The sequence below is a fragment of the Gimesia fumaroli genome (assembly GCF_007754425.1).
In the GTDB taxonomy this organism is placed as follows: domain Bacteria; phylum Planctomycetota; class Planctomycetia; order Planctomycetales; family Planctomycetaceae; genus Gimesia; species Gimesia fumaroli.
Genome location: NZ_CP037452.1, coordinates 3,622,802 through 3,642,049, shown reverse-complemented (window position 1 = coordinate 3,642,049; position 19,248 = coordinate 3,622,802). Strand labels below are relative to the sequence as shown.

Here is a 19,248-nt window from a genome sequence, read left to right as displayed (position 1 = left end):
GATCGTAGATTCGCATGATTAGGGGACAACAAAGAAAGGTTTTGTGACGGTCCAGGAAACGCCATTCTGAGTGATGGTGAATTTCGCCCGGTATTGGCGATCGTTCTCCAGAGCCGGATTGGAAAGGGAGTGTGTGAAAATGGATTGTGAGTTGACGTTACCAAAGTCTCCGGTCGTAATGCTCAACGCATCCGAGCCGGCATCGATCTGTCGGATCTGGCAGGCACACGTTGCCGCGGAAGTGAGCGCGACGACTTCGCCCTCGTCCGATTCCAGCCAGGCTTGCAGCTCCAAAACGACGCCGCTGGTTGTATCCGTCGAAACACCGCATTGAATCCGGAATTTGTTGAGTCCTTCCTTGCCAAACTGAACCGAAAATCCGTTCGGCTGTGACCGTGGTGTATCAGTTGCCGGAGCAGGGGAGCCGCCGGCCTGTTCAAAGGCAATCAAAGTACAATGCTCGATCGCGGCTGTGTTGTTGATCGTCGCCAGGTCTAACGAGGCGATGTACTGACTTTTCCCGGCCCCGCCGGCATTGGGATATTCAGTCGCTGCGAGGTAGGGTTTGACCGCCGCTCCCAGATTCGCAAACGCCAGGACACCGGCGTTGAAATCGAACACCTGGCCGACGTTGTTGAAGATCACGAAATAGATTGTTTTGCCGGAGTCATCCAACCGGACGAGAGGTTCCACACTCATAATCAAGTCCTAGTTCAGTTTTTGTAATTCCGTATCGTTTCGATGTTGAGCGAGTCCGCCAATGGAATGATCCGGCCCGTATAACTGGCGTTCAATGCTCTCTGCTGTCAGACGTTTGATCTCTTCGCGTAGATGGGAACCGTGGCCGCTGTTGACTTGATCATTCGAGAGAGACGGATTGTGGAGCCGTCGCAAGGCGATGACTTCCTGCATCGCTACTGCTTTGAAACCGGCTGTAATGCACCGTTGGTAAAACTCACTGTCTGCCCCCGCCGTCCAGGGAGCCATGCCATTACAGGCTTCATAGACCGATTTCTTCATGACGGCCGTCGAATTCACGATCGCCCCTGAAGGCGAGGCCGCATAGACCTTTCCGGAAAAATGATAGGGTTTCAACGTGAGTGCCTGTCGCATGCGTTCGCTGCCATCTTCATAAGCAACAAACTGTTCCATAGCACCACCGACAATGTCGAACCCTTGATCCAAAATCTGCAGGCTTTTATAGAGCCGCATCGGTAGGGCGATGTCGTCCGAATCCTGATTTGCAATGAAATCGTGTTCCAGATAATCAAACAGTCGGCTATACGTGATATAGGGACCGACCGGACCATCGACGTTTTTGTAGAGTCGCACGTTTTCCAGGCGTGCGTACTTCTGACCAACCGGATCCCGTTCCATTCCGTCATTGATCAAATGGATGGTGGTCGTAACAAAATTCTGATTGAGGATCGATTTAATGGCATCATCCAGATAGCGGTAATTCGGTCCGCTATAAGGGATGATCACATCGCAGGAGAACGATTTCCGATACTTGCTGGCTTCGACCGGACTGGTGATCTCCTGAATGATGGGGTGTTCTTTGATCTTTTTCGGTTCGGGAGCCGGGGGAGTGACTTCCTCCCAGTTATTAAAAAATGGAATTTCCTCAGGGAATCTCGCTTTGATCAGGCTGCTTGCTTCCGCTGCTGAATTCACGGGCATTGATTCGAACTGACGAGAGAAATCCGTCAAGACATCGCCTGGACGAACAAAGAGGATCGGTTGCGTGTAACCGGATTTCAGAGCCGCACGGAGCTGTGCTTCCGTGCGGCGACTGTTTCCGACTGTGAAAATTCCGACAACGGATTTTTTATTCTTGGTTAACATGGGAGCCTAACTTGAAATTCAGGAGATAAAGACGGGACTTAGAAACTGGAATAATCGACGAGGGTGATCGTTTTTGTCGTGACGCCGACGCGGATCTTGCACATCAGGTCTCCCTCGTCGCCGCTGTCCGTACCGTCACTGAGCCAGAGATAACCCTCGCCATCGACCGGATGCGGGTAAGGATCGGCTGATTGTGACGTTAATCGAATTGATGAAAGCTTCGCGATCCCTCGAATCAAGACATCATCCTCACAGACCATTGGTATTTGAGGTCCACATACACCTACGTCGAAACGAAACGTATCGATTCCGTCAATCGAGATACCGCAATTTCTTGTGTTCCCAAAATAGAAACCGGAATCTAAATAATCATTTCTCGTAATCTGTGGTGCAGCAATATTTGCCGCTTCAGCCAAACCGCCGCCGGGGATGTCGAAGACGAACTGTGCTGATTCATCAAAGTGATTTGATCCATCGGCAAGGATGACTCCATCAATCAGATTTCCATAGGTGATCTTTTTGTGAGCCGAAGCGGAGTCATCATAAAAGGCGAACAGGTCACCATTGGCGATGTCTGTTTCCGCTGTCAGCTCAGAAAAATTAAGATTTAAAGTTACATTACTTGAAAGTGTACCGCCTCCGGAGAGACCGACTCCCGCAATGACCTGAGTCGACGTCGGCACAAATCCCCCTGTGATCCCGTTAAGGAATTCGGACCGAGTCTGTTTGCGATGCGCCCCGGCCGAGGCGTCATAAATGGCGATCAAATCAGAATTGCCAGGCGTTGATTCGGCTGTCAGTCCGGTAATATCAAGATCGATCGTGCGATCAGCCCCCAGATCACCTCCTCCGGTAAGGCCGACGCCAGCCGTAATGGTCCTGGCTGTGGGAACGCCGAGACCGGCCAGAAACTGTGCGCGGGTCTGTTTGCGATGTGCAGATGCCGAGGCATCATAGATGGCGATGGTATCTGCATCGTTGGCCGTCGATTCGGCCGTTAATTCATCAATGGACAGATCAATCGTGCGATCGTCTGAAAGATCACCACCTCCGGAAAGGCCGATGCCGGCAGTGATCACACGTGTGGTTGGGACACCAGAGCCACCACTCACACCAGTCAGGAACTCGCCGCGCGTCTGTTTTCGCATCGCCCCGGCAGAGGCGTCATAGATGGCGATCAGATCAGAATCCGAATTACTGGATTCAGCGGTGAGTGAGTTGATATTGAAGTCCACCCCGGCCCCGTTTAGCTGAACCGGATCCAGATCGTCGGTACCGACAATGTCTTCGCCATAGTGGTTACTGATCAACCAGACGGTATCCGTGTTTTGTGTTCCCTGCTCAATGCAGAAAATGTGACCAGAAACAGAGAATCCGTCCTGGAAATCAATCGGACGTGTCCAGGCCCCCGGATCAGAGGCTGCGGCCGCGACCACATCCCAGGGACCGTTTTCTTTCTTATCCGTCTGACCGGCTAAAAAGACGCGTGCAGTATCGCCACAAAACACACCGTCGATGACCTGTTCGTCAGCGAGTGTCACATTGCTGGTTGCGACTGCGAGACAGGCCAGCTTATTGACAACGTAACCGGAGCCGTTTCCGGACTGCAGCTGCCAGTTGCTGCCGTCATGTTTCAGCATGACGAACCCGTTTGCCGTCAATTCGTGATCAGTTCCGCAGGGCGTCCGGATATTCCCGACGTCGTGCTGCAGCACGACAGCTCTGGCCGCGCTGGCTCGACTCAGTAGCAGAACGTCGCCGGCAGAGCCGCCATTGATCGTTGCCAGGTTATCCGTGACGGCGTCGGCTTCCGTGTCGATCGTGTGTACGGAATGAGTAATGGTCACCGCTCCGGAGTCGATGGTCAGTTCACCTCCGGGAGTAAGATTGAGTTGATCCATTTGCTCGACTGAGCTAGGTAGATCGATACATACTTTTACCACTTGTCCGCCTCCGTGCGTTATTGAATCTATTGAAATGAATGGGGGTGTGAATCGTTTACTGAGGTTACGTTCCCAACAGAAAAGCGATGATTCGCTCAGGGATCGTTCGAGCAGCCAGACGTTCTGCTTCCTTCTGACGTTCCAGTTCCTGATCGTGTTCTTCATCCACTTCCGCTTGAACTGCACGACGTTTTAAATCGATATAATCGAATGCCTCTTTAAAACTCCGTTCATCAAAGGTTTTTACTTCGTGTTCTAGAAACTGGCCTTTGACAGGATTGTCATTCTCGTCGATCACTTCGACGGCCGCTGTGTAAGTAACTCTTACCCGGACCTGTTTTTTGCACTGTGGTTTCTTTGGGTTCTGATCTACCATGATCTTCCTTTCCACTCCCTGTAATGAGGTTCCAAAAACTGGAGGCCATCAACATGATGAAGGCGGCGACCGTGCTCCAGTACAGTTTTTTCTTGCGGGCTTCCGAGCTTTTCAGCTGCTCAACGTCACCGATCAGACCGCGGTCCTTGGTGTCCTGGCGTGGATTTCCGTTTAACACCAGGTGCTGCGTATCGAGAAGTTGTTCAATTTGATACATGCGTCTTTCAGAAAGATCGTTCTGATGCTTCATATCGCGTTGCATCAGCTCAATATTCTTTGAGCATTCATTCATCGACTGCGCACAATCACTAACCGACGCCGCGCAATCGTCGGTTTTTTTTTCGATCAATTCGAGCCGCCGGTTGAGTTCGTCCATTATCCGCCCCCATAACTAAAATCAACGGTCACGACGGCCGACTCTTCAGCCAGCGTAAACCGGCTGCCGTCCGCATTAAACGCGACATCATCCGGAGGCAGCAGACTGTCGACCGTGACTTCCGTCGCCGTCCCCGCGTTACCAGCTGGTTCGCTATTATCGCGGGGCGTAATCTTGAATTTGTGCTGACCGGAGCCGTCCAGGTAGGGAGTCTCCCACTCATAATCGCCGTCGCCGACAAAGTGCAGCCGTTTGAGCACGTTCTCCGGATCCACTTCGCCGCCCGGCTCGGTTGATCCTGTGATTTCAAAGTGATCGGAGTCGACGGGATAGCCGCTGGCCGACCAGCGGAGCACGTACCGATTCGCCGGCAGCCGGCCGAACTGATCGCCGTAATCGACGGAACCTTCACCATCCGAGACCGCAGCCAGCATCAGAGTCGCCGGCGTTCCTGTTGTCGGGTTAAATTGAAACGTGATGCGACGTTCGGAAGCCTGTCGCGTATGACCGACCAGGCAGCGTCCCGCGTAGAGCTGATGCAAGCGGTCCGTGTAAATTGTGCCGAATTCGACCATCAAAGCCCGCCGGCCCGCCCAACCGATCGACTTAATCCAGACGCCATCCAGTAATACGCTCATGGTGTCAGCTCCTCAAAAATGAGTCGAATCTTCTTCCACCAACCTTTTTCGTAATCGTAAAGCGGCCCCTGTATCGGTTCCTGGCGAATGAATAGCACATCGTCGAATGTGGTCCCCAGGCTGTCGACCAGCGTTCCTTTGACTCCGATTTGTGCTGTGATCGCACGCAGCATCGTGTTTAACTGGCTGATATTTGAATAAGTATTATACAACCAGTGTTCACAGGTAATCTCCCGCGTCGCGATCCCGCCATCAATGACAGTCGCGCCTTTGACGCCGAAGATTTCGTTCTTCTGAGATTTCAAAACGGGGGTTCCGAAGATCAGATCTTGATGAATGCCAGGGAAAGTCAGACCGGCGTGGACCAGTGGTGCACTCATTTTGCCGGCCTCGCTAATGCAGATGAGGCCCTGGGACCGTTGGGAGCGGTTGACGTATCGGACGTCATTTTCACTTCAACCTGGACCGGTTTTTGAGTAGCCGCCGGTTTTTCGTTTTGCTGCTTCAGAGCGGCCGTGTTCTCTTCCAGGGCTTTGGTGAGACGATCGTTTGATTCCTGTTGCTTTTTGGGAACTCCTATGAAATCTTTAACGCCCTGGTCGTAGCTGCTGGTGTTGTAATTACCTGTGTCGAAACTATCAAAGTTCCACCAACTTCTACTTTTTCTAGCAGGCTGTGGAGGTCGGTTTCCATTTCCATATTGAGATGCAGGCTTAGATCGATCATCTACATTATCGTTGACTGCATCAGAAACAGATCCCCAACTCCAGGGATTGATAATATTTAAAGCTGTGTCTGAGTCGATCCCTAAGTATCTAGCAGTATTATACCCTTTTTCGTTGATATCTCTTCTTAAAGGGGACAAGCCTTCTCTTTCTGCGAGTTCTTCCAGTTCGAGTTTTTTTAAATCGTCCTGTTGATCCTGTTTAAAACGCCGCCTTTCCAAACGTACCTTTGCTCTCCGTGACGCAGCATTTCTTCCGGAGGTGGCTTCATCGACATCATCAAGAAACTGCTTTGTATTGTTCTGAATCGGAAACGAATCTTTGACTTTTTGGCGATCATTAATCAAAGCTTCTGCAGCCGCGATCGTTTTCTCACCAAAGATCTGATTCAAAACACCTTTGCGATCTTTTTCGGGTACTTTTTCTATACCAACTGCCAGGCGATCAAGAATGTCAGTAAAGCTTTCCCCGACAAAATCGACGTCTTCTTTCTGCAGTCCGAGTTTCTCTAACGCTTCAACCTTTGGTTTCTGATCTTCCGTTACAGTGCTCAATCGCAAGACGAAATTTCGAAAGCCGGTTTTCGCTTCTGCTGCGGGGATCTGGTCAACGAGAGTTGACATCCCGCCGAGCTGATCTTCAACCGTCAGCATGCCTTTAAATATCGATGATACTTTTGACAACTCTGTCAGGTCAGGGAGTTGCAAGTTTGTACCTCGGAACAACGCCTGAACTTTACGTCCCACTAATGCGACGTTCTCAGCGTTCTTTTCGAGTCCCTGGGATTGAAGATAGCTCGCTAGTGCTTTTGCCAACTCTGCCGGATCTACTTCTTTGCCAGTAATATTACTCGCATTCAGGATCCTCAGGAATTCTTCCAGAGATCCACCGGTAGCTTCTTTAGCTGTGAAACCGGACGAGACGAGTTGAGTAGATGCACCACTGGCCTGTTCTGAAGTAAATGCCTGGCGTTCGGCGATTTCAAGGACTCTTTCCTGTGCTTCCGTTCCCTGGATTCCTCGAAGCCCAGATTGAACACGCAATTTACGGAAGATCTCGTCAAACTTCTTGCCGACTTCTTCAGTCTGTGTGAGGATCTCCCTGTTTTTGTTCATCAGGATTCCAGCAGCTCCGGCGACCGAAATATAACCACCAACCATTCCAGCTAGACCACTACTCATTCCCCTGAAGAAACGACCAGACTGCTGTTTGTTTCGCGATTGCTTTCTTCCTATTTTATCCAGTTCTTCATTAAAGGCAGCGACCGACTGCGTACTCCGTCTCCAGGCAGAGAGCATCTGCGCCTCTTTCGCAGTTAGAATCGTTTCGACTTTATTCACCTGGAAACCTATTTTACAAACTGAAGTAGAACGTAATCAGAAAGTGTCGGATTGGCTACTTGACCGCGGGAGAATGCGACGGCGTGTAACCAGAGGGGATTCAGACTGAACTGTTTTTTTTTAACTCCTCGCGTATCTGAAATAATTGTTCGAGGTCAGTTGTTTTACACATCGCTCCAAACAGATTCTCATCATTGAACAGTTGCAACAAGGAAACGATCTGAGGACAGATCCGGTAATTAACGGCCAGCATTTCTACGACATAATTAAATGCAGCTTTCTCGTCTAATTCCTTTTCCTCTCGAAACACCGCTTCGGCATGCTCCAGAGCCCAGAGCGTCCGATCATAGAGCGGCTTGCAACTGGCAACTGGGAAGCGGTCCAACTCTCCGCGCTCATTCAGACCCATATAATGCGGCATGCGCAGGGCATTCGGAAGAACCCACGTATTCCCGTCTCCCAATTGCAATGGGAAGCCATCAAACGTGATCTTCGGCAGACGCATCAAATCGAGGGGTGTTGGTTTCTGTCCTTTGTTCGTTCCGATCCAATATCGTTCGGCCGGTAGATTGCGTGCGGGATCAGGTATCGCCGGAATCCAGTCCTGCTGCTCCGGAAGATACGCCAGGCCGTCACCCGTCCAGCTGATGATCTGGCCGGGTTTCCCGCCCGGACCCGTCCCGGCCAGATCAGCAAAGTGAGGGCCATCATCGCCCTCTCTCAGCAGCATTTCCAAACCGACCTCGCGTAAGTGGTCGGGATTCGATGCGTTTTTGTGCGGGATGAAATAACTAATCATGAGGGAGTGGCATCCTGTAAAGTTTTGATATGGAGAGTGGCGTCGCCTCCGCTGGCATTCGTGGCAAAGAACGCCGTCACATCGGTTCCGAGTGGGTTCGTGTAACCGCAGTCCTCGTGCCAGACGAGCGGCTTGCCGGCTTTGAGTGTGATCGTGTCGTCGGGAGTCGTACCGTCGTTGGTTTCGACAATCAGATCCTGATCACTGACCATGTAAAGCAGCTTGAGCGCCGAGACGTCGATCGCAAGATTGATGGCCAGGTCGGTTGATGAATCGGCAACTGCAATCTCGGCATTCGCCTCAGAATCGGCAGTAACTACAATCTGCCGGGACAAGGGTGGTAAATTGCCAGAAGACCAGTCCTGGTTGATGGTTTGGATTGGCATTATTCGCTCCTGTTAACTTGATGGGATGGCGGAAGTCAGACTGACGGAGATCGTCCCGACTCCTGAGACGGTTACTTTCTGATCGACCGAGTTTTCACCTTGGCCGGAAACGTCGGTCACTTCATAGACGCCGGAACTGAACGTAATGGCGATATGGTTATTCGACGCGTCGGCGTAACCAATGCGGCGGTAATACTGCGTGATACCGTTGGTCATCCCGACCAGCCCACCACCAATCGAGTTCAGCAGCTTCAGATTGCGGCCAGTGAATTCCATTTTCGGTTCACGTTTGGTGATCGATCCCGTCGTGGCTGCGATGTCTCCGGATCCGCGCCAGTGATTGAACGTGAGACCGAAGTCGGTACTCATGTCCTGAATGTCTAAGAGTAACGTGTTCTCAAAGACAATCGGCCCCTGTTTGTAGAGCACGTTGACTGCCGGCGCCCCAGTGAGCGTCTGATCTACATTCACCACAAACGGCGCATTCGAACCGACGCGGAATGGAATGTAGGACAATTCCAGAGAAGCTGCTTCCTGTGAGTCCTGGCTACTGCTAATCGTTCGCGGGAGCAGCATCCCCCGCGTTGAATTGAGCGTAACGTGCTCAGCCGTGGTTTTGTAAGTACCCCCGTCGGCGCGTTGCTGGAACTGGATTTCTCCTGAAGAGGTTACCAGAAGAGCGTTCGTCGGGGAGACCGCTGTCAATACAGTCCCGATATCCCCCGTCGACATCCGGATTTCGTTCTCGCGAGCGACTTCGGCGATCAGAGCAGGATCGGGACTCCCGCCGGCCATCGCAATCAGCTTCTGGATATTGGACGAAAATCCGATGCTGAGCATATGATTCACGGTCAATGAATCGAACACGGCTGGATAGATTACATAGTTCTGCATTGCGCCCAGTGTCATGATCTGCCTCCAAATCGTTTTCGTTTGCGGACGCCTGGCTTGTTCGCCTGCATCGCGTAATGTCTGTGAATTTCGCTGTTGATGGTGCGTTGTTCGTCAGGAGCAATCGTCTCGATTTCACTGATAATCTGCAGGACTACCTTTTGATTGACTGACAACTCACGTTGTCCGGGCTGCGTTCGGAACCGGCCGGTACCGCCGCGGAAGGGGAGTCGCATGATCAGCCGGCTGCGTTTTTGTGTCGCTGTGACTTGTCTCATTGTGGTGACCTGGCGTTGTGTCTGTCCGCCCGTCAGACGGGGAGAAACGAGCGGAGGCAGGCCGAGCCGGTTTTTGAGGTCCTGATACGATTTGCGACCGACAAACGATCGCCGTTTCGCATATCCATACTTGGCAGCCGCGAACGACTGGAAGTGACGCGGGATGTGGTGCCGATGGTGATAAACGGCCGCATGTCGATTCGCCTCGCGCAGAAAGCGACCGTGGTCGCGCTGATACAAAGCGGGATCGCGTGGATAATCGACAGTCACAGATACGGTAGGACCGGCCATTTAAACCCAATGAAAAGTAAACGCAGCATGCATCAGTGGTTTTGATGCATACTTGGGATCATCTAATAACAGGGGAGTGCTGGATTTCTCCCATTTCGTCACGTGCAGGTAACTGAACCCGTTAGTCGGGTTCGGTGTGTTTGATTTTTTCAGTACTTCTTTCAGGACTTCACCGAGTTTATTTCGAAAATCGAGAATCTGATTTTTGGGATCGTCCTCATAATCCGGATTTGGCTCAAAACAGAACGTCACCTGGAGCGAGCCTCCCTGATCCAGATTGCGATTCATGAACTGCTCTCCCCAGTCATCGTCGTTGATGATCACGCCAGGAATCGGCCAGTTATTGCCGTCAATTCCCTGGTCGTAGTAGGGAAAGTGAATCTTCTCTTCCATTTCTGAAACCGACGCCACACCGCAAGCAGTCCTTAATGTTAGACAGTCAGCGAGTAGAATCGCCGTCTGTGCAAACGGAATGGATAGTGGACCTGTTGGTGTGACGTCGGGCATGAGGGGCTCCTAAAAGTGAACGCGGCCTGTATTCCGTTTGATATCGCTGATCGTCAGGAGTACGGTTTGTACGTTGGCGTCCTTGCCTTGGAACCCATTAAAAGACCAGGTCTCTCCGTTAATCAGAAATCGCCAGCCGTTTTCCGGATTGAAAGCCGTGCCGTTGGCAACTCGAGGTAAATCGACAATTGCCATTCGAGGCTGTGATTCCGCATTCTTATCGACGCGCAGGCCTTCGGCATCATCTTCCAGGAAGTCCCCTTTGACCGTGAACGGGGATCCTGATTCGGGATAGACTTTCACGTCGTCGGCGATTCCGGACGCATCCGACAACACCAGGTCGGCATTTGCTTGCATTAGATCTTTGATGCCCACTTTTTGTTTCTCCTTCTTAAACCCGAGCTCGTCCGTTAATGCCCGGAGCGGGGAACTGCCTTTATTCCAGCAGCCGTCTGGCCAGGTGAATTGCGTGCCTCCCCGGTCCATGACCGCAGGAAATCCGGCGACGTCGATCAGCAGGACTTTGTAGTTCTTGAGTAACCACTTCGCCCGCTCGCTTCGGCTGACGACTTCCCCCTCGAATCGTTTGCAGGGAGCGCAGTCTTGCCTGGTGAGAATGTAAAGTGTGGGCTGTTTCTTCGCCCGAGCTGGTTGAGCAGCTGGTGAGGCCTGTACAACAGGCATTTTGAATTGATCAGAGTTGTTGTGCGCGTTCGATGGACTATCAATCAAACAGCAGACGCCGATCGCGATGAGTAGAGCTGGTAAAACGAGAAACGTTTTCATTGAGTCCCCTCCGTGGGTTGTGAAAGAAGTGAATGTGAGATTGAGAACCAGGTAACATCCGTGTCACCTGGTCAACCGGAATCATTCCGGCTAATTCAAAAGGTTTTAGCTCAGTTGAGCTTTGACAGAACTGCTCCAAAGACCATAACCAACGTTTCTGGTTGATTCTGCTGAGACCATGATTTCCTTGTTGAAATAGTAGTGGTCTGAGTCTTCTCCCAGGATCACCAGATCAAGCGGTTCTTCTTCCTGGCGAATATACGAACTGCCATCATCGATCGAAACAATCAGGTCAGATTCAAAAGTCAGTCTCGGATTCGGAACCACTTCCAGGCTGAACTCCGCATCTGGAAGCGGATTGTCTTGGTTACCTCCTCCGACCACTGCTAGATTCTTCGAAGTGATCGTGGTATAAGATTCCCCCCACATACTGATCGGAACGAATGCAATGAATTTCATTGCATCCTCATTTCGTGGTTCATTCTGGTCGTCTTTCAAACTGTAGAGATGCTGAATGCATTTCATAAATACTTTCATCAACTCGGCAGCAGTGGGATCGGTTGCGTCTGCCACATTCAGAGCAAGGTAATCTGATGCATCGATCAGATTGGACTGAACCGGGCTTTTGCCTTCCTGGTGATTCTTGGCAAAGTACATTTTCTTGTCATAACACTGAGCACTCTCTCCATTGATTTGCAGATTGGAGATCAATCTTGCCCAGTTTTTTTGACTTGAACCGGCCAGTTCATTCACGCGTTTTCGGATCAGACCAACCTTATCTCGCTTCATTTCATGTTTTTTGACACGAATCGTCGCATCGAAATCAACATTTCGAATCTCATAATTGAAGTGCGACAACTGTTCGGCGTTTCGTCCGTTCCTCGATTCACGCATCGCAGGAACATGTCCAATACCGTGATAGTCTTCTACTTCCTGATCTGAATCGTAGAGAGTAGATACACGGTCTACCCATCCGGTTTTCTGAAGTCCCTGCAGACCTTCATAAAAGAAAGCGCGGATCCCGCGTTCTCCCAGTTTGGCAACACCGCCTCTTGTCGGTGAGTGACTCATCTTTAATCTCCTCTATTATTTGAAATTCTCTGCCCGCTTTCGATAAGGGACAGAATTAGAACTATAGAACTGGTAAAAGATCAGACGCGCAGAGCAGGGATATACAGGATTTTGATATCCATCTCACCGGCCGTAATACTGCTGAAGTCATCCGCACCAGTAACAGTAACCCGAGGTGTCACCGCAGAAGCCAAGTATCCCTGATTGGCAGAAACGGCAGCCGCTGCAGTCCCCACCACATCTGCAGCGACACAGCTACTGTCTGGTTTCGCAGAGAATCGGTCGACGTTCCCTGATTCCCCTACCTGGACTACTGCTGTAGTATTGCCAGTGAAACCGGTTTTCACGTCAGCTTGCCAGCCTAAAACGAGTGATCCTTCAGGGATCGAATTTGAAAAATCGATGTACCCAGTCGCATCAACGTCCGTGAAATCTCCAAAAGCAACGGTCTCAGCGAGCACGTTAAATTGCGGATTCGTATCGAATTCAACCAGGGCCTTTCCGGAGCTCAGGTAAGCGACGACTTTTCCAATTCGGAAACCGGACCGCAAAGAAAGTGTTCCGGAGTCCTGAGCATAGACCGGAGCCTCGATCACAGCATCGGTTAAAGCGACACCAGAAAGAGATGCTTCCAGATAGAATTTGCCGCGCAAACAACAGACATTCAAATCACCATTGGATCCACTACTGTTGTTCCGACCTTCCAGCGTGATGCCGGCGAACTTATCGCCGATGACAAACGGGCGCGCATAGCCGCTTGTATTCAGGCCGACGATTGAGCCCTGATAAACCAGAGTGGATGCCGCCATAGGGAAATCTGCTTCATTTCCCAGTGACTCTATCCACTGTTTGTCTTCTGCTAATGCAGTCATGATCAATATCCTTATTGAAGAGAACTGTTAACCAGTTCCAGAATTCCTTTTCGAATACAACAAAACGAATCGTACAGAGAATTACTTATTCTGTTTGAATTCGTCCGGGTTCATTTTGTAATAAGCAAAGAATGCCGTTTTGACATTACCGAACTCGGCCTTCTCGGCTTGAGATAATTTGTTCCAGGCGTCGGCAGCAGCGTTCTCGATCGCTTCCGCCGAAAGTTCCTCATCAGGTGCCGAGCTGGTCTTTTCACCAGCTGGTGCAAACTTAATCTCCAGGTCCTCTGAATCCTGTTTGAAATTGGCGTTTTCTGCTTTCAGGTTCTGGTTTTCTTTGATCACAGCGTCGTAACGTTTCGCTTTGGCCTGTTCGACGCTGAGTCCTTCGGAATGGGCTGCGATCGCGAATTCCAGATCGTCGGAGAACGCTGCTTTCATTTCAGACAAAGCCTTCGCCGATTCCTTTTTGGCTTTGCTGGCCGCTTCTTCCTGCATTCGTTGAACGGCTTCCGGGTTTGACTTTTTCATTTGCTCAGCTGACAGCCCAACGGGAGTTCGCTCGACCAGTGTTTCCTGCTTGGCTCCTTCCTTGGGTTCGGCTTCAGCTTTCGATGAATCGGGCGTAGTAGTCGTCTTCGCCATGATTTTCGTCTCCATAATTAAAGGGTTGAGTATTGTTCGGTCCCGTTAATTCGGCGACCAGTTGTTTTAATGAACCGACACGATCTGCCAGTCCTACGTCTACGGCTTCCTGCCCCGTGAAAATTCGCGCATCAGCCATATTGTCGATCACGTCTTCAGCTGATGTTTTCCGATTTTCTGCTACGACCTGGATGAAGGTTTGATAGATGCGATCAGATCGGTTCTGCAAAATAGATTCGTATTCGGAATTGAACGGTACGGACGGATGAAAGGCCGCCTTAAATTTCCCGGACGTGATCACATTCGTTTTGATTCCCATCTCGGCTTCACGCTTAGACCAGTCCATTCGTTCCAGGATCACGCCGATCGATCCGGAGAGACTGTTTCGTGTGACAATGATCTCATCTGCACAGGAACCGAGATAAACGGCCGCCGAGGCCATCAATTCGTTACAGATGGATGTGATTGCGACTTGTTTCCGGACTTCTCTGATCCGTTCCCAGGCTTCATCCAGACCATCAACCACACCTCCGGGAGATCTCACGTCCTGAATGATGTGATCGATTCCCTCCCGTTTAGCCAGGGATTCGATCTTGCCGGCATATTCTTCTGTTGATGTGGCACCAAACCAGCGAGTCATCCAGTTTGAATGTCGAACCATTACCCCGTGCAGGGGGACAATCGCGACATTCTCAATGATCAGACAGTCCGACAAATCAACATCATCCTGTTCAGACTGCTCGTCAAGAAACGCTTCTTCTTTTTCTCGAAACATTTGCTGGAACTGCTGATGCATCACCAACAATTCATCGATGGCAGCCGGAAGCAGCAACCATTCTCCGGGAGGCATTGAGACGTCCATTACACGGCCCCCTGTGATTTGCTGGGTTGATTCTCTTGTGTGCGACGGCTGGGAGGCTCTACAGAGTCTTTGACCGGAATCGCTCTTTCAACCAGTTGCTTGTTCTCTTTTTCCAGTTCCTGTTCGACTTGGTCCTGGCTGACTCCCCGTTTCCGATTCCAGTCGGTTCGTGACCCGAATGCATACTGAATCGCTAACGCACAGGCCTGGGCATCCTGAAGCGGATTCGGTGACGGCCAGCCAGGGAAACCCCATACATGACTGAAAGGATTGGGACCGAGTTTGTCCCGATCGTAAAAACCACGTTCCATTCGCACCATCAGCCAGAGCTGATAAATCTTGAACATAAACCAGGAAAAATCATCCTGTTCAATCTCAAATCGGCGTTGTGCCTGGTTGAGTAACTGACGGGAGCTGGCAAAATTCACTTTGCTGAAATCAAGCAAGACCAGCTCCAGAGGCAGTCCCAGAGGAATCCCCACATACCGATTCAGGAGAAGAATAAACGATTCAAAGGTGTTGTTAGGACGATTACTTTGAATCGACTGGATCTCTTCACCGACGCGGAGATAATTCAGCGAAAGGGGATCAATTTCTTCCAGTCGTTCCTCCGATTGATCACGATCGGTGTAAATGGACTTCATCCACTCAGCAGCCCCAACCGGATTTTCCGTTTTGACCACCATGTTCTGAGACGCAGCGAGTTTTGCAGCCTGGCGTTCCCAGGCCAGCAAGTCATCAATATCGTCAATTTCCCGAATGAGGGGGGCACAGATCGGGATTCCGCGTCCCTGTGTGGTACGACGTGGAGAATAGATCTGAATGACTCGATCTGCACGAATCGCTTTTCCGTCTGAAGCAGGAACATAGGGGGAGGTCGGAGCCTTGTCAGCTACCCATAGATACTTTTTGACACCATCTTTTTTGGCGATCCCGTTGATGGTTTCGAGGCCGCCGATCGTCATCCCGGTCAACTGACCATTGGGATTCAACACTCGATCTCCTTCGAATCCCATGACCGAACAATTCCCTGCAGTACGGAACTGCAGGAAATAATCGCCGTCGCGTTTGTAGGAACGGAACACATTCCGCATATAGGACCAGCCACTAAATTCCCGGCAGGCGTCCAGCTCATGTATGAACCAGTAGGCGAAATCTTCCTTGATTCGCTTATTGGAATCATCGTGAAGTGTTTTTGGTCTCAACTCGAATCCCGTCGAACTAATCACGTTTTCCATGATGCGATCGACGATCGCCATAGCCAGACCGTTATTTCGGTCCAGGTCACGCGCCGTTTCACGGAGCGTCCACAAATCATAATGGTCGATATGATCGTCACCAGAACCGCCGTTCTGTTTACCGCCGCGGTCTTTGCTTCCGCGTTTCTTTTGAGCAGCGTCATAGCTTGCCAGAAAAGCACGAGCCTGAGCGCGTTTCAGCCCCCAGCTGGGAAACATGTAATCCACACAGCGATCGATGATAGGTTTCCCCATACTTTCAGTCTCTCCTGAAAGTCACAGGGTTACGTCGATAAGTACTGGTCCGAGTTGGCTCTACCAGTTGAGCGAGTTCTGTTTCTTCCCCTTTGAGTGAATTCAGATACTGCTGATTCACGGCGGAGACTGTGCTCGAACGTCCTTCAACGGAAATTGTACGCTGTGCGACTTCCTGAATGTGAAGTCGCAAGCGTGCCAAACGCGAACTGTTGTCCGTGTCGCTGATATAATCTGCATATTGCCAGGTCGTAGTCATGGCGTCGTACTTTGATAAGCACCGCTCGTTTTTTGCAATAGCTTTTTGCCAGATCCGGATAAAAAACTTTATGGAAGATGCATAACCTCTTTGTTGTTTTTGGGTTTGAAATTGCAGATTGAACAGGCAAGGTGCCGAATCCGACGTTTTCCGATGCGGATTGAAGAGAGAACAATATAGTTACCCGGACATTTTTTTCCGGATCCACATGGATCACCCGCATGAATCTGATTTTCTTTCACTGACACCGCAGTAGTTACCCGGACATTCTGTTCCCGTTTTTGTTCAGACTTCTTTTTTGGTGGAGTGGGCTTTGCTGGTTTCGGATCCGGATTCTGTTCCGGAGTTTTTTTCAGTTCAGTGACGTTCGGTTCCTCTTCTGGCTTCTTTTCAACCGGTTTGGTTTGTTCCACTGGAACTGATTGATTCTGTTGCAGGAAATCGGCGGCGGTAGGAGCTGACTCTTGTGGTTTTTCAGTTTTGCTCTGTTTCTGATTTTTTAACGGTTTCCGGGACATTGACGTCCTCCTCCTTGATAATGTGAAACTTTCCTCTTTCGTTTCCGTCGAGGCGTCCGTACCTCTTCGGTGACATTCGGCCGATCAGGTAGCAGATACCATTCCTGGCCATTGTTCGTGATGATTTGAGCTGCCGCCCAGTTGTAGCGGATCAAATCGCGTTGATCGTTGGGATTGCGTGTGCGACGTTTCCAGCCCCTGGTAAAGAAGCCATCAGGACCGAAGTCAATGTCCTGATATTCATTGAGCAGTTCTTCCAGGAAGGCCTCGTCATCGGCTAGTTCAGCTGGAATTGAGAAACGGTTGATCGCGTCCGCTTTAATCCGACCGTCCAGAATTCGTTGCAGCCAGAATTGCGATCGCATCGTGTTGACGAGGATCAGGAGTACTTCCCCATTGAGGAGCCGACGTTCTTTCGACTCAGTCTGTTTCTGTGATCGTAGATCATTGGAAATTTCAGAGAGGGCATAGTTTTTGGGGAACGATGTCGACGATCCTTTAAGAGGAAAGCAGAACGGACGGTTGTGACAGAATGCATAGACATCATCCGTTGAGTTACCATCTCCGGAGTCGATCACGTCGAACGGAACATAGAGATTCGGTCCGCCGTCCGCGTGGGGAAAGTCGCGACGGTTAAGCACTCCGGAGAGTTCATGGAATCCATAGGCTGTCCCTTTTGTGACAGTTCCACCGCGGCCACCTTCGCCCCAGGCACAGACCTGCCAGGGGAATTCATAACCGGCCGCTTTACTCTGTACATCGACGGCCCTGGTAATGAACCGTGACCAGATCGGACAGATTGCAATATGGTCCTCATCGCTCCGGAGGATCCTGGCGAGTTCATGGGGATCAACTTCTTCCGGAGCGGGATCATAGGGCAGAGCATCGGTTGAGTTCTGGAAGTCGCGGAGCTTGTCCGGATCATCGCCGCACCCCAGGAGTTCTGCGACGTATTGTCCCCAGCCGCTGATCAGTAGCGAATAGAGCGTAGAGAAGGGCCCGAAACAAACATAGGCCGAATCGACTGTCGGCTTCCCGTGAATTCGGCCCCGGCGATCGATGGTCTGACCTTCGGCCACCCACTTTCCGGCACGCATCATTTCGGCCCGGTCTTCGTTCAGAATGGCTCGACCGCAGTCCTCGCATAGATAGACGGCGGTTTCAGCGGCCAGAATCTGATCTGCTTCCGGATCTCCTTTTCCCTCCCACTGAAGCTGCTCACGTCTCAATGTTTGATGATGCAGACAGTGAGGGCAGGGGACATAGTACTCACGTCGCTGTGTCCGTTTTGCGTTCCGAAGTTTCCAGATCCGGGACGTAGAGATTTCCCCGGGAGTACTTTCGAAGATCGCCTTTGATTCGTAGGGATACCCCTTTGCACGCTGCGTGAAACTGTTGGCGGCCTGGGCTTCTGAGCTTTTCCGACGCGGCCATTTGTCCCATTCATTGCCAAACAGGAAACAGGCTGGATACCCGGCCACCGTTGCCGGCGAACCGCCGAAGGCTTTACGGCATCGGCATCGATCGAACACCACCATATCCGCTGGCCGTTTACCTTTGGGAGGGATCATGCCGGCCGTTGCTGTGCAGTTCTCCAGCATGGGATAGATCATCTCATCATATGTTCGATTCGTGGACGGCTCATCGCAGGAGCCAAAGGCCATCGGCTTCGGCCGGTTTACTGCGGCGTGCATCATCAGCCCGGTCATCGTGGTGGTTTTAGCCGACCTGGTTGCCCAGATCAGATAGATCTCACGAATGGATTCATCGTCAAAGGCACGGAAGACTTCTCGAGTATGGGGAGCCAGGTCATAATTACAATAACCTTCATACTCAGATCCCTTCGGCGTTTTGACATTCGCCGGAATCCAGTCTTCCGCATAAACTTTCTTCGGCGGAGCCCAGAGCGGTTTGATTCGATTTTTGATGGTAGTGGGCGCAATCACTCTTTGTTCGGCCCTTCTTTAATGACTGACAGGCGTTGCAGTGTCAGCTCAATCAGCTTTTGTAATTCAACCACTTTCGCCTGGCATTTCTTACAGAGGTGACGCCGCATCTCTTTAGGAACCGTCAGAAACTGGTCGCGGGCTTCGATTACACATTCTGCTGCAAACAGATCGAACTCCTCCCGGCTGACCAGGTTCCCTTTATCAATCTGTTTTTTGCGTTCCAGATCTTCTGTTTTCAGAATCTCTTGTTTCAGCTTCTCCCTTTTGAGTTGATCATTCAACTTTTTTGAGTCAGATGTTTCATTGTCGCTGAGATAGGATTCCACCCAGGGATCGCAGACAGAAAGATCAAAGACGTATTTGCGACCAGATTGGGAAACGGGCATTCCGTTCTGGAT

The 19,248-nt window shown here is 50.9% G+C and carries 23 protein-coding genes; all 23 read right to left on the bottom strand.

The genetic code is table 11. The features are described 5' to 3' along the window. Positions 1-18: 18 nt before the first annotated feature. Complete coding sequence (locus Enr17x_RS13910) at positions 19-699, bottom strand: hypothetical protein (protein ID WP_145309664.1); 681 nt, start codon at positions 697-699, stop codon at positions 19-21. Positions 700-708: 9 nt separating this feature from the next. Next, entirely contained in the window at positions 709-1,845 is a 1,137-nt protein-coding gene (locus Enr17x_RS13905) for a glycosyltransferase (RefSeq protein ID WP_145309661.1), read from the bottom strand. A gap of 38 nt (positions 1,846-1,883) precedes the next feature. Further along, complete coding sequence (locus Enr17x_RS13900; protein WP_145309659.1) at positions 1,884-3,788, bottom strand: hypothetical protein; 1,905 nt, start codon at positions 3,786-3,788, stop codon at positions 1,884-1,886. A gap of 64 nt (positions 3,789-3,852) precedes the next feature. Beyond that, a complete protein-coding gene (locus Enr17x_RS13895) occupies positions 3,853-4,086 on the bottom strand; it encodes a hypothetical protein (protein ID WP_145309657.1) in 234 nt (77 codons plus the stop codon). Next, positions 4,070-4,540: a hypothetical protein gene (locus Enr17x_RS13890; protein WP_145309655.1), complete on the bottom strand. Its 471-nt coding sequence runs from the start codon at positions 4,538-4,540 to the stop codon at positions 4,070-4,072. The genes Enr17x_RS13895 and Enr17x_RS13890 overlap by 17 nt, the downstream gene beginning before the upstream one ends. Next, complete coding sequence (locus tag Enr17x_RS13885; RefSeq protein ID WP_145309653.1) at positions 4,540-5,178, bottom strand: hypothetical protein; 639 nt, start codon at positions 5,176-5,178, stop codon at positions 4,540-4,542. Before Enr17x_RS13885 ends, Enr17x_RS13890 begins: the two co-directional genes overlap by 1 nt. Continuing rightward, the gene (locus Enr17x_RS13880; RefSeq protein ID WP_145309651.1) at positions 5,175-5,558 is read right to left on the bottom strand and encodes a hypothetical protein; all 384 of its coding nucleotides are present in this window, start codon (positions 5,556-5,558) and stop codon (positions 5,175-5,177) included. The genes Enr17x_RS13885 and Enr17x_RS13880 overlap by 4 nt, the downstream gene beginning before the upstream one ends. Continuing rightward, the gene (locus Enr17x_RS13875; RefSeq protein WP_145309649.1) at positions 5,555-7,243 is read right to left on the bottom strand and encodes a phage tail tape measure protein; all 1,689 of its coding nucleotides are present in this window, start codon (positions 7,241-7,243) and stop codon (positions 5,555-5,557) included. Before Enr17x_RS13875 ends, Enr17x_RS13880 begins: the two co-directional genes overlap by 4 nt. A 100-nt stretch (positions 7,244-7,343) precedes the next feature. Beyond that, the gene (locus Enr17x_RS13870; protein WP_145309647.1) at positions 7,344-8,042 is read right to left on the bottom strand and encodes a hypothetical protein; all 699 of its coding nucleotides are present in this window, start codon (positions 8,040-8,042) and stop codon (positions 7,344-7,346) included. Next, a complete protein-coding gene (locus Enr17x_RS13865) occupies positions 8,039-8,428 on the bottom strand; it encodes a hypothetical protein (RefSeq protein WP_145309645.1) in 390 nt (129 codons plus the stop codon). The genes Enr17x_RS13870 and Enr17x_RS13865 overlap by 4 nt, the downstream gene beginning before the upstream one ends. A 12-nt stretch (positions 8,429-8,440) precedes the next feature. Next, a complete protein-coding gene (locus Enr17x_RS13860; protein ID WP_145309643.1) occupies positions 8,441-9,337 on the bottom strand; it encodes a hypothetical protein in 897 nt (298 codons plus the stop codon). After that, positions 9,334-9,888, bottom strand: a complete 555-nt coding sequence (locus Enr17x_RS13855) for a hypothetical protein (RefSeq protein ID WP_145309641.1) — start codon at positions 9,886-9,888, stop codon at positions 9,334-9,336. Before Enr17x_RS13855 ends, Enr17x_RS13860 begins: the two co-directional genes overlap by 4 nt. Further along, positions 9,889-10,395: a hypothetical protein gene (locus Enr17x_RS13850; protein ID WP_145309640.1), complete on the bottom strand. Its 507-nt coding sequence runs from the start codon at positions 10,393-10,395 to the stop codon at positions 9,889-9,891. 9 nt (positions 10,396-10,404) lie between these two features. Next, a complete protein-coding gene (locus Enr17x_RS13845) occupies positions 10,405-11,181 on the bottom strand; it encodes a thioredoxin domain-containing protein (RefSeq protein WP_145309639.1) in 777 nt (258 codons plus the stop codon). 105 nt (positions 11,182-11,286) lie between these two features. Beyond that, positions 11,287-12,252 (bottom strand): Mu-like prophage major head subunit gpT family protein, encoded by a 966-nt coding sequence (locus Enr17x_RS13840; protein ID WP_145309638.1) that lies wholly within the window; start codon positions 12,250-12,252, stop codon positions 11,287-11,289. 80 nt (positions 12,253-12,332) lie between these two features. Further along, on the bottom strand, positions 12,333-13,124 hold the full coding sequence (locus Enr17x_RS13835; RefSeq protein WP_145309637.1) for a hypothetical protein: 792 nt from the start codon (positions 13,122-13,124) through the stop codon (positions 12,333-12,335). An 81-nt stretch (positions 13,125-13,205) separates the two neighbouring features. Beyond that, entirely contained in the window at positions 13,206-13,769 is a 564-nt protein-coding gene (locus Enr17x_RS13830; protein ID WP_145309636.1) for a hypothetical protein, read from the bottom strand. Continuing rightward, entirely contained in the window at positions 13,729-14,631 is a 903-nt protein-coding gene (locus Enr17x_RS13825) for a S49 family peptidase (RefSeq protein ID WP_145309635.1), read from the bottom strand. Before Enr17x_RS13825 ends, Enr17x_RS13830 begins: the two co-directional genes overlap by 41 nt. Then, complete coding sequence (locus tag Enr17x_RS13820; protein WP_145309634.1) at positions 14,631-16,124, bottom strand: phage portal protein; 1,494 nt, start codon at positions 16,122-16,124, stop codon at positions 14,631-14,633. Before Enr17x_RS13820 ends, Enr17x_RS13825 begins: the two co-directional genes overlap by 1 nt. Before the next feature lie 4 nt (positions 16,125-16,128). Continuing rightward, the gene (locus Enr17x_RS13815; protein WP_145309633.1) at positions 16,129-16,383 is read right to left on the bottom strand and encodes a hypothetical protein; all 255 of its coding nucleotides are present in this window, start codon (positions 16,381-16,383) and stop codon (positions 16,129-16,131) included. A 68-nt stretch (positions 16,384-16,451) separates the two neighbouring features. Beyond that, entirely contained in the window at positions 16,452-16,901 is a 450-nt protein-coding gene (locus tag Enr17x_RS13810) for a hypothetical protein (protein ID WP_145309631.1), read from the bottom strand. Further along, on the bottom strand, positions 16,883-18,847 hold the full coding sequence (locus tag Enr17x_RS13805) for a terminase gpA endonuclease subunit (RefSeq protein ID WP_145309629.1): 1,965 nt from the start codon (positions 18,845-18,847) through the stop codon (positions 16,883-16,885). Before Enr17x_RS13805 ends, Enr17x_RS13810 begins: the two co-directional genes overlap by 19 nt. Continuing rightward, positions 18,844-19,236 (bottom strand): hypothetical protein, encoded by a 393-nt coding sequence (locus tag Enr17x_RS13800; RefSeq protein WP_198001145.1) that lies wholly within the window; start codon positions 19,234-19,236, stop codon positions 18,844-18,846. Before Enr17x_RS13800 ends, Enr17x_RS13805 begins: the two co-directional genes overlap by 4 nt. Positions 19,237-19,248: the final 12 nt, after the last annotated feature.

Excerpts from the sequence above, each read along its gene's own strand:
- Enr17x_RS13800 (WP_198001145.1), bottom strand. The coding sequence starts at position 19,236 with ATGCCCGTTTCCCAATCTGGTCGCAAATACGTCTTTGATCTTTCTGTC.
- Enr17x_RS13820 (WP_145309634.1), bottom strand. The coding sequence starts at position 16,124 with ATGGGGAAACCTATCATCGATCGCTGTGTGGATTACATGTTTCCCAGC.
- Enr17x_RS13860 (WP_145309643.1), bottom strand. The coding sequence starts at position 9,337 with ATGACACTGGGCGCAATGCAGAACTATGTAATCTATCCAGCCGTGTTC.
- Enr17x_RS13845 (WP_145309639.1), bottom strand. The coding sequence starts at position 11,181 with ATGAAAACGTTTCTCGTTTTACCAGCTCTACTCATCGCGATCGGCGTC.
- Enr17x_RS13855 (WP_145309641.1), bottom strand. The coding sequence starts at position 9,888 with ATGGCCGGTCCTACCGTATCTGTGACTGTCGATTATCCACGCGATCCC.
- Enr17x_RS13815 (WP_145309633.1), bottom strand. The coding sequence starts at position 16,383 with ATGACTACGACCTGGCAATATGCAGATTATATCAGCGACACGGACAAC.
- Enr17x_RS13870 (WP_145309647.1), bottom strand. The coding sequence starts at position 8,042 with ATGATTAGTTATTTCATCCCGCACAAAAACGCATCGAATCCCGACCAC.
- Enr17x_RS13865 (WP_145309645.1), bottom strand. The coding sequence starts at position 8,428 with ATGCCAATCCAAACCATCAACCAGGACTGGTCTTCTGGCAATTTACCA.
- Enr17x_RS13905 (WP_145309661.1), bottom strand. The coding sequence starts at position 1,845 with ATGTTAACCAAGAATAAAAAATCCGTTGTCGGAATTTTCACAGTCGGA.
- Enr17x_RS13850 (WP_145309640.1), bottom strand. The coding sequence starts at position 10,395 with ATGCCCGACGTCACACCAACAGGTCCACTATCCATTCCGTTTGCACAG.
- Enr17x_RS13840 (WP_145309638.1), bottom strand. The coding sequence starts at position 12,252 with ATGAGTCACTCACCGACAAGAGGCGGTGTTGCCAAACTGGGAGAACGC.
- Enr17x_RS13885 (WP_145309653.1), bottom strand. The coding sequence starts at position 5,178 with ATGAGCGTATTACTGGATGGCGTCTGGATTAAGTCGATCGGTTGGGCG.
- Enr17x_RS13890 (WP_145309655.1), bottom strand. The coding sequence starts at position 4,540 with ATGGACGAACTCAACCGGCGGCTCGAATTGATCGAAAAAAAAACCGAC.
- Enr17x_RS13830 (WP_145309636.1), bottom strand. The coding sequence starts at position 13,769 with ATGGCGAAGACGACTACTACGCCCGATTCATCGAAAGCTGAAGCCGAA.
- Enr17x_RS13835 (WP_145309637.1), bottom strand. The coding sequence starts at position 13,124 with ATGACTGCATTAGCAGAAGACAAACAGTGGATAGAGTCACTGGGAAAT.
- Enr17x_RS13880 (WP_145309651.1), bottom strand. The coding sequence starts at position 5,558 with ATGAGTGCACCACTGGTCCACGCCGGTCTGACTTTCCCTGGCATTCAT.
- Enr17x_RS13825 (WP_145309635.1), bottom strand. The coding sequence starts at position 14,631 with ATGGACGTCTCAATGCCTCCCGGAGAATGGTTGCTGCTTCCGGCTGCC.
- Enr17x_RS13910 (WP_145309664.1), bottom strand. The coding sequence starts at position 699 with ATGAGTGTGGAACCTCTCGTCCGGTTGGATGACTCCGGCAAAACAATC.
- Enr17x_RS13810 (WP_145309631.1), bottom strand. The coding sequence starts at position 16,901 with ATGTCCCGGAAACCGTTAAAAAATCAGAAACAGAGCAAAACTGAAAAA.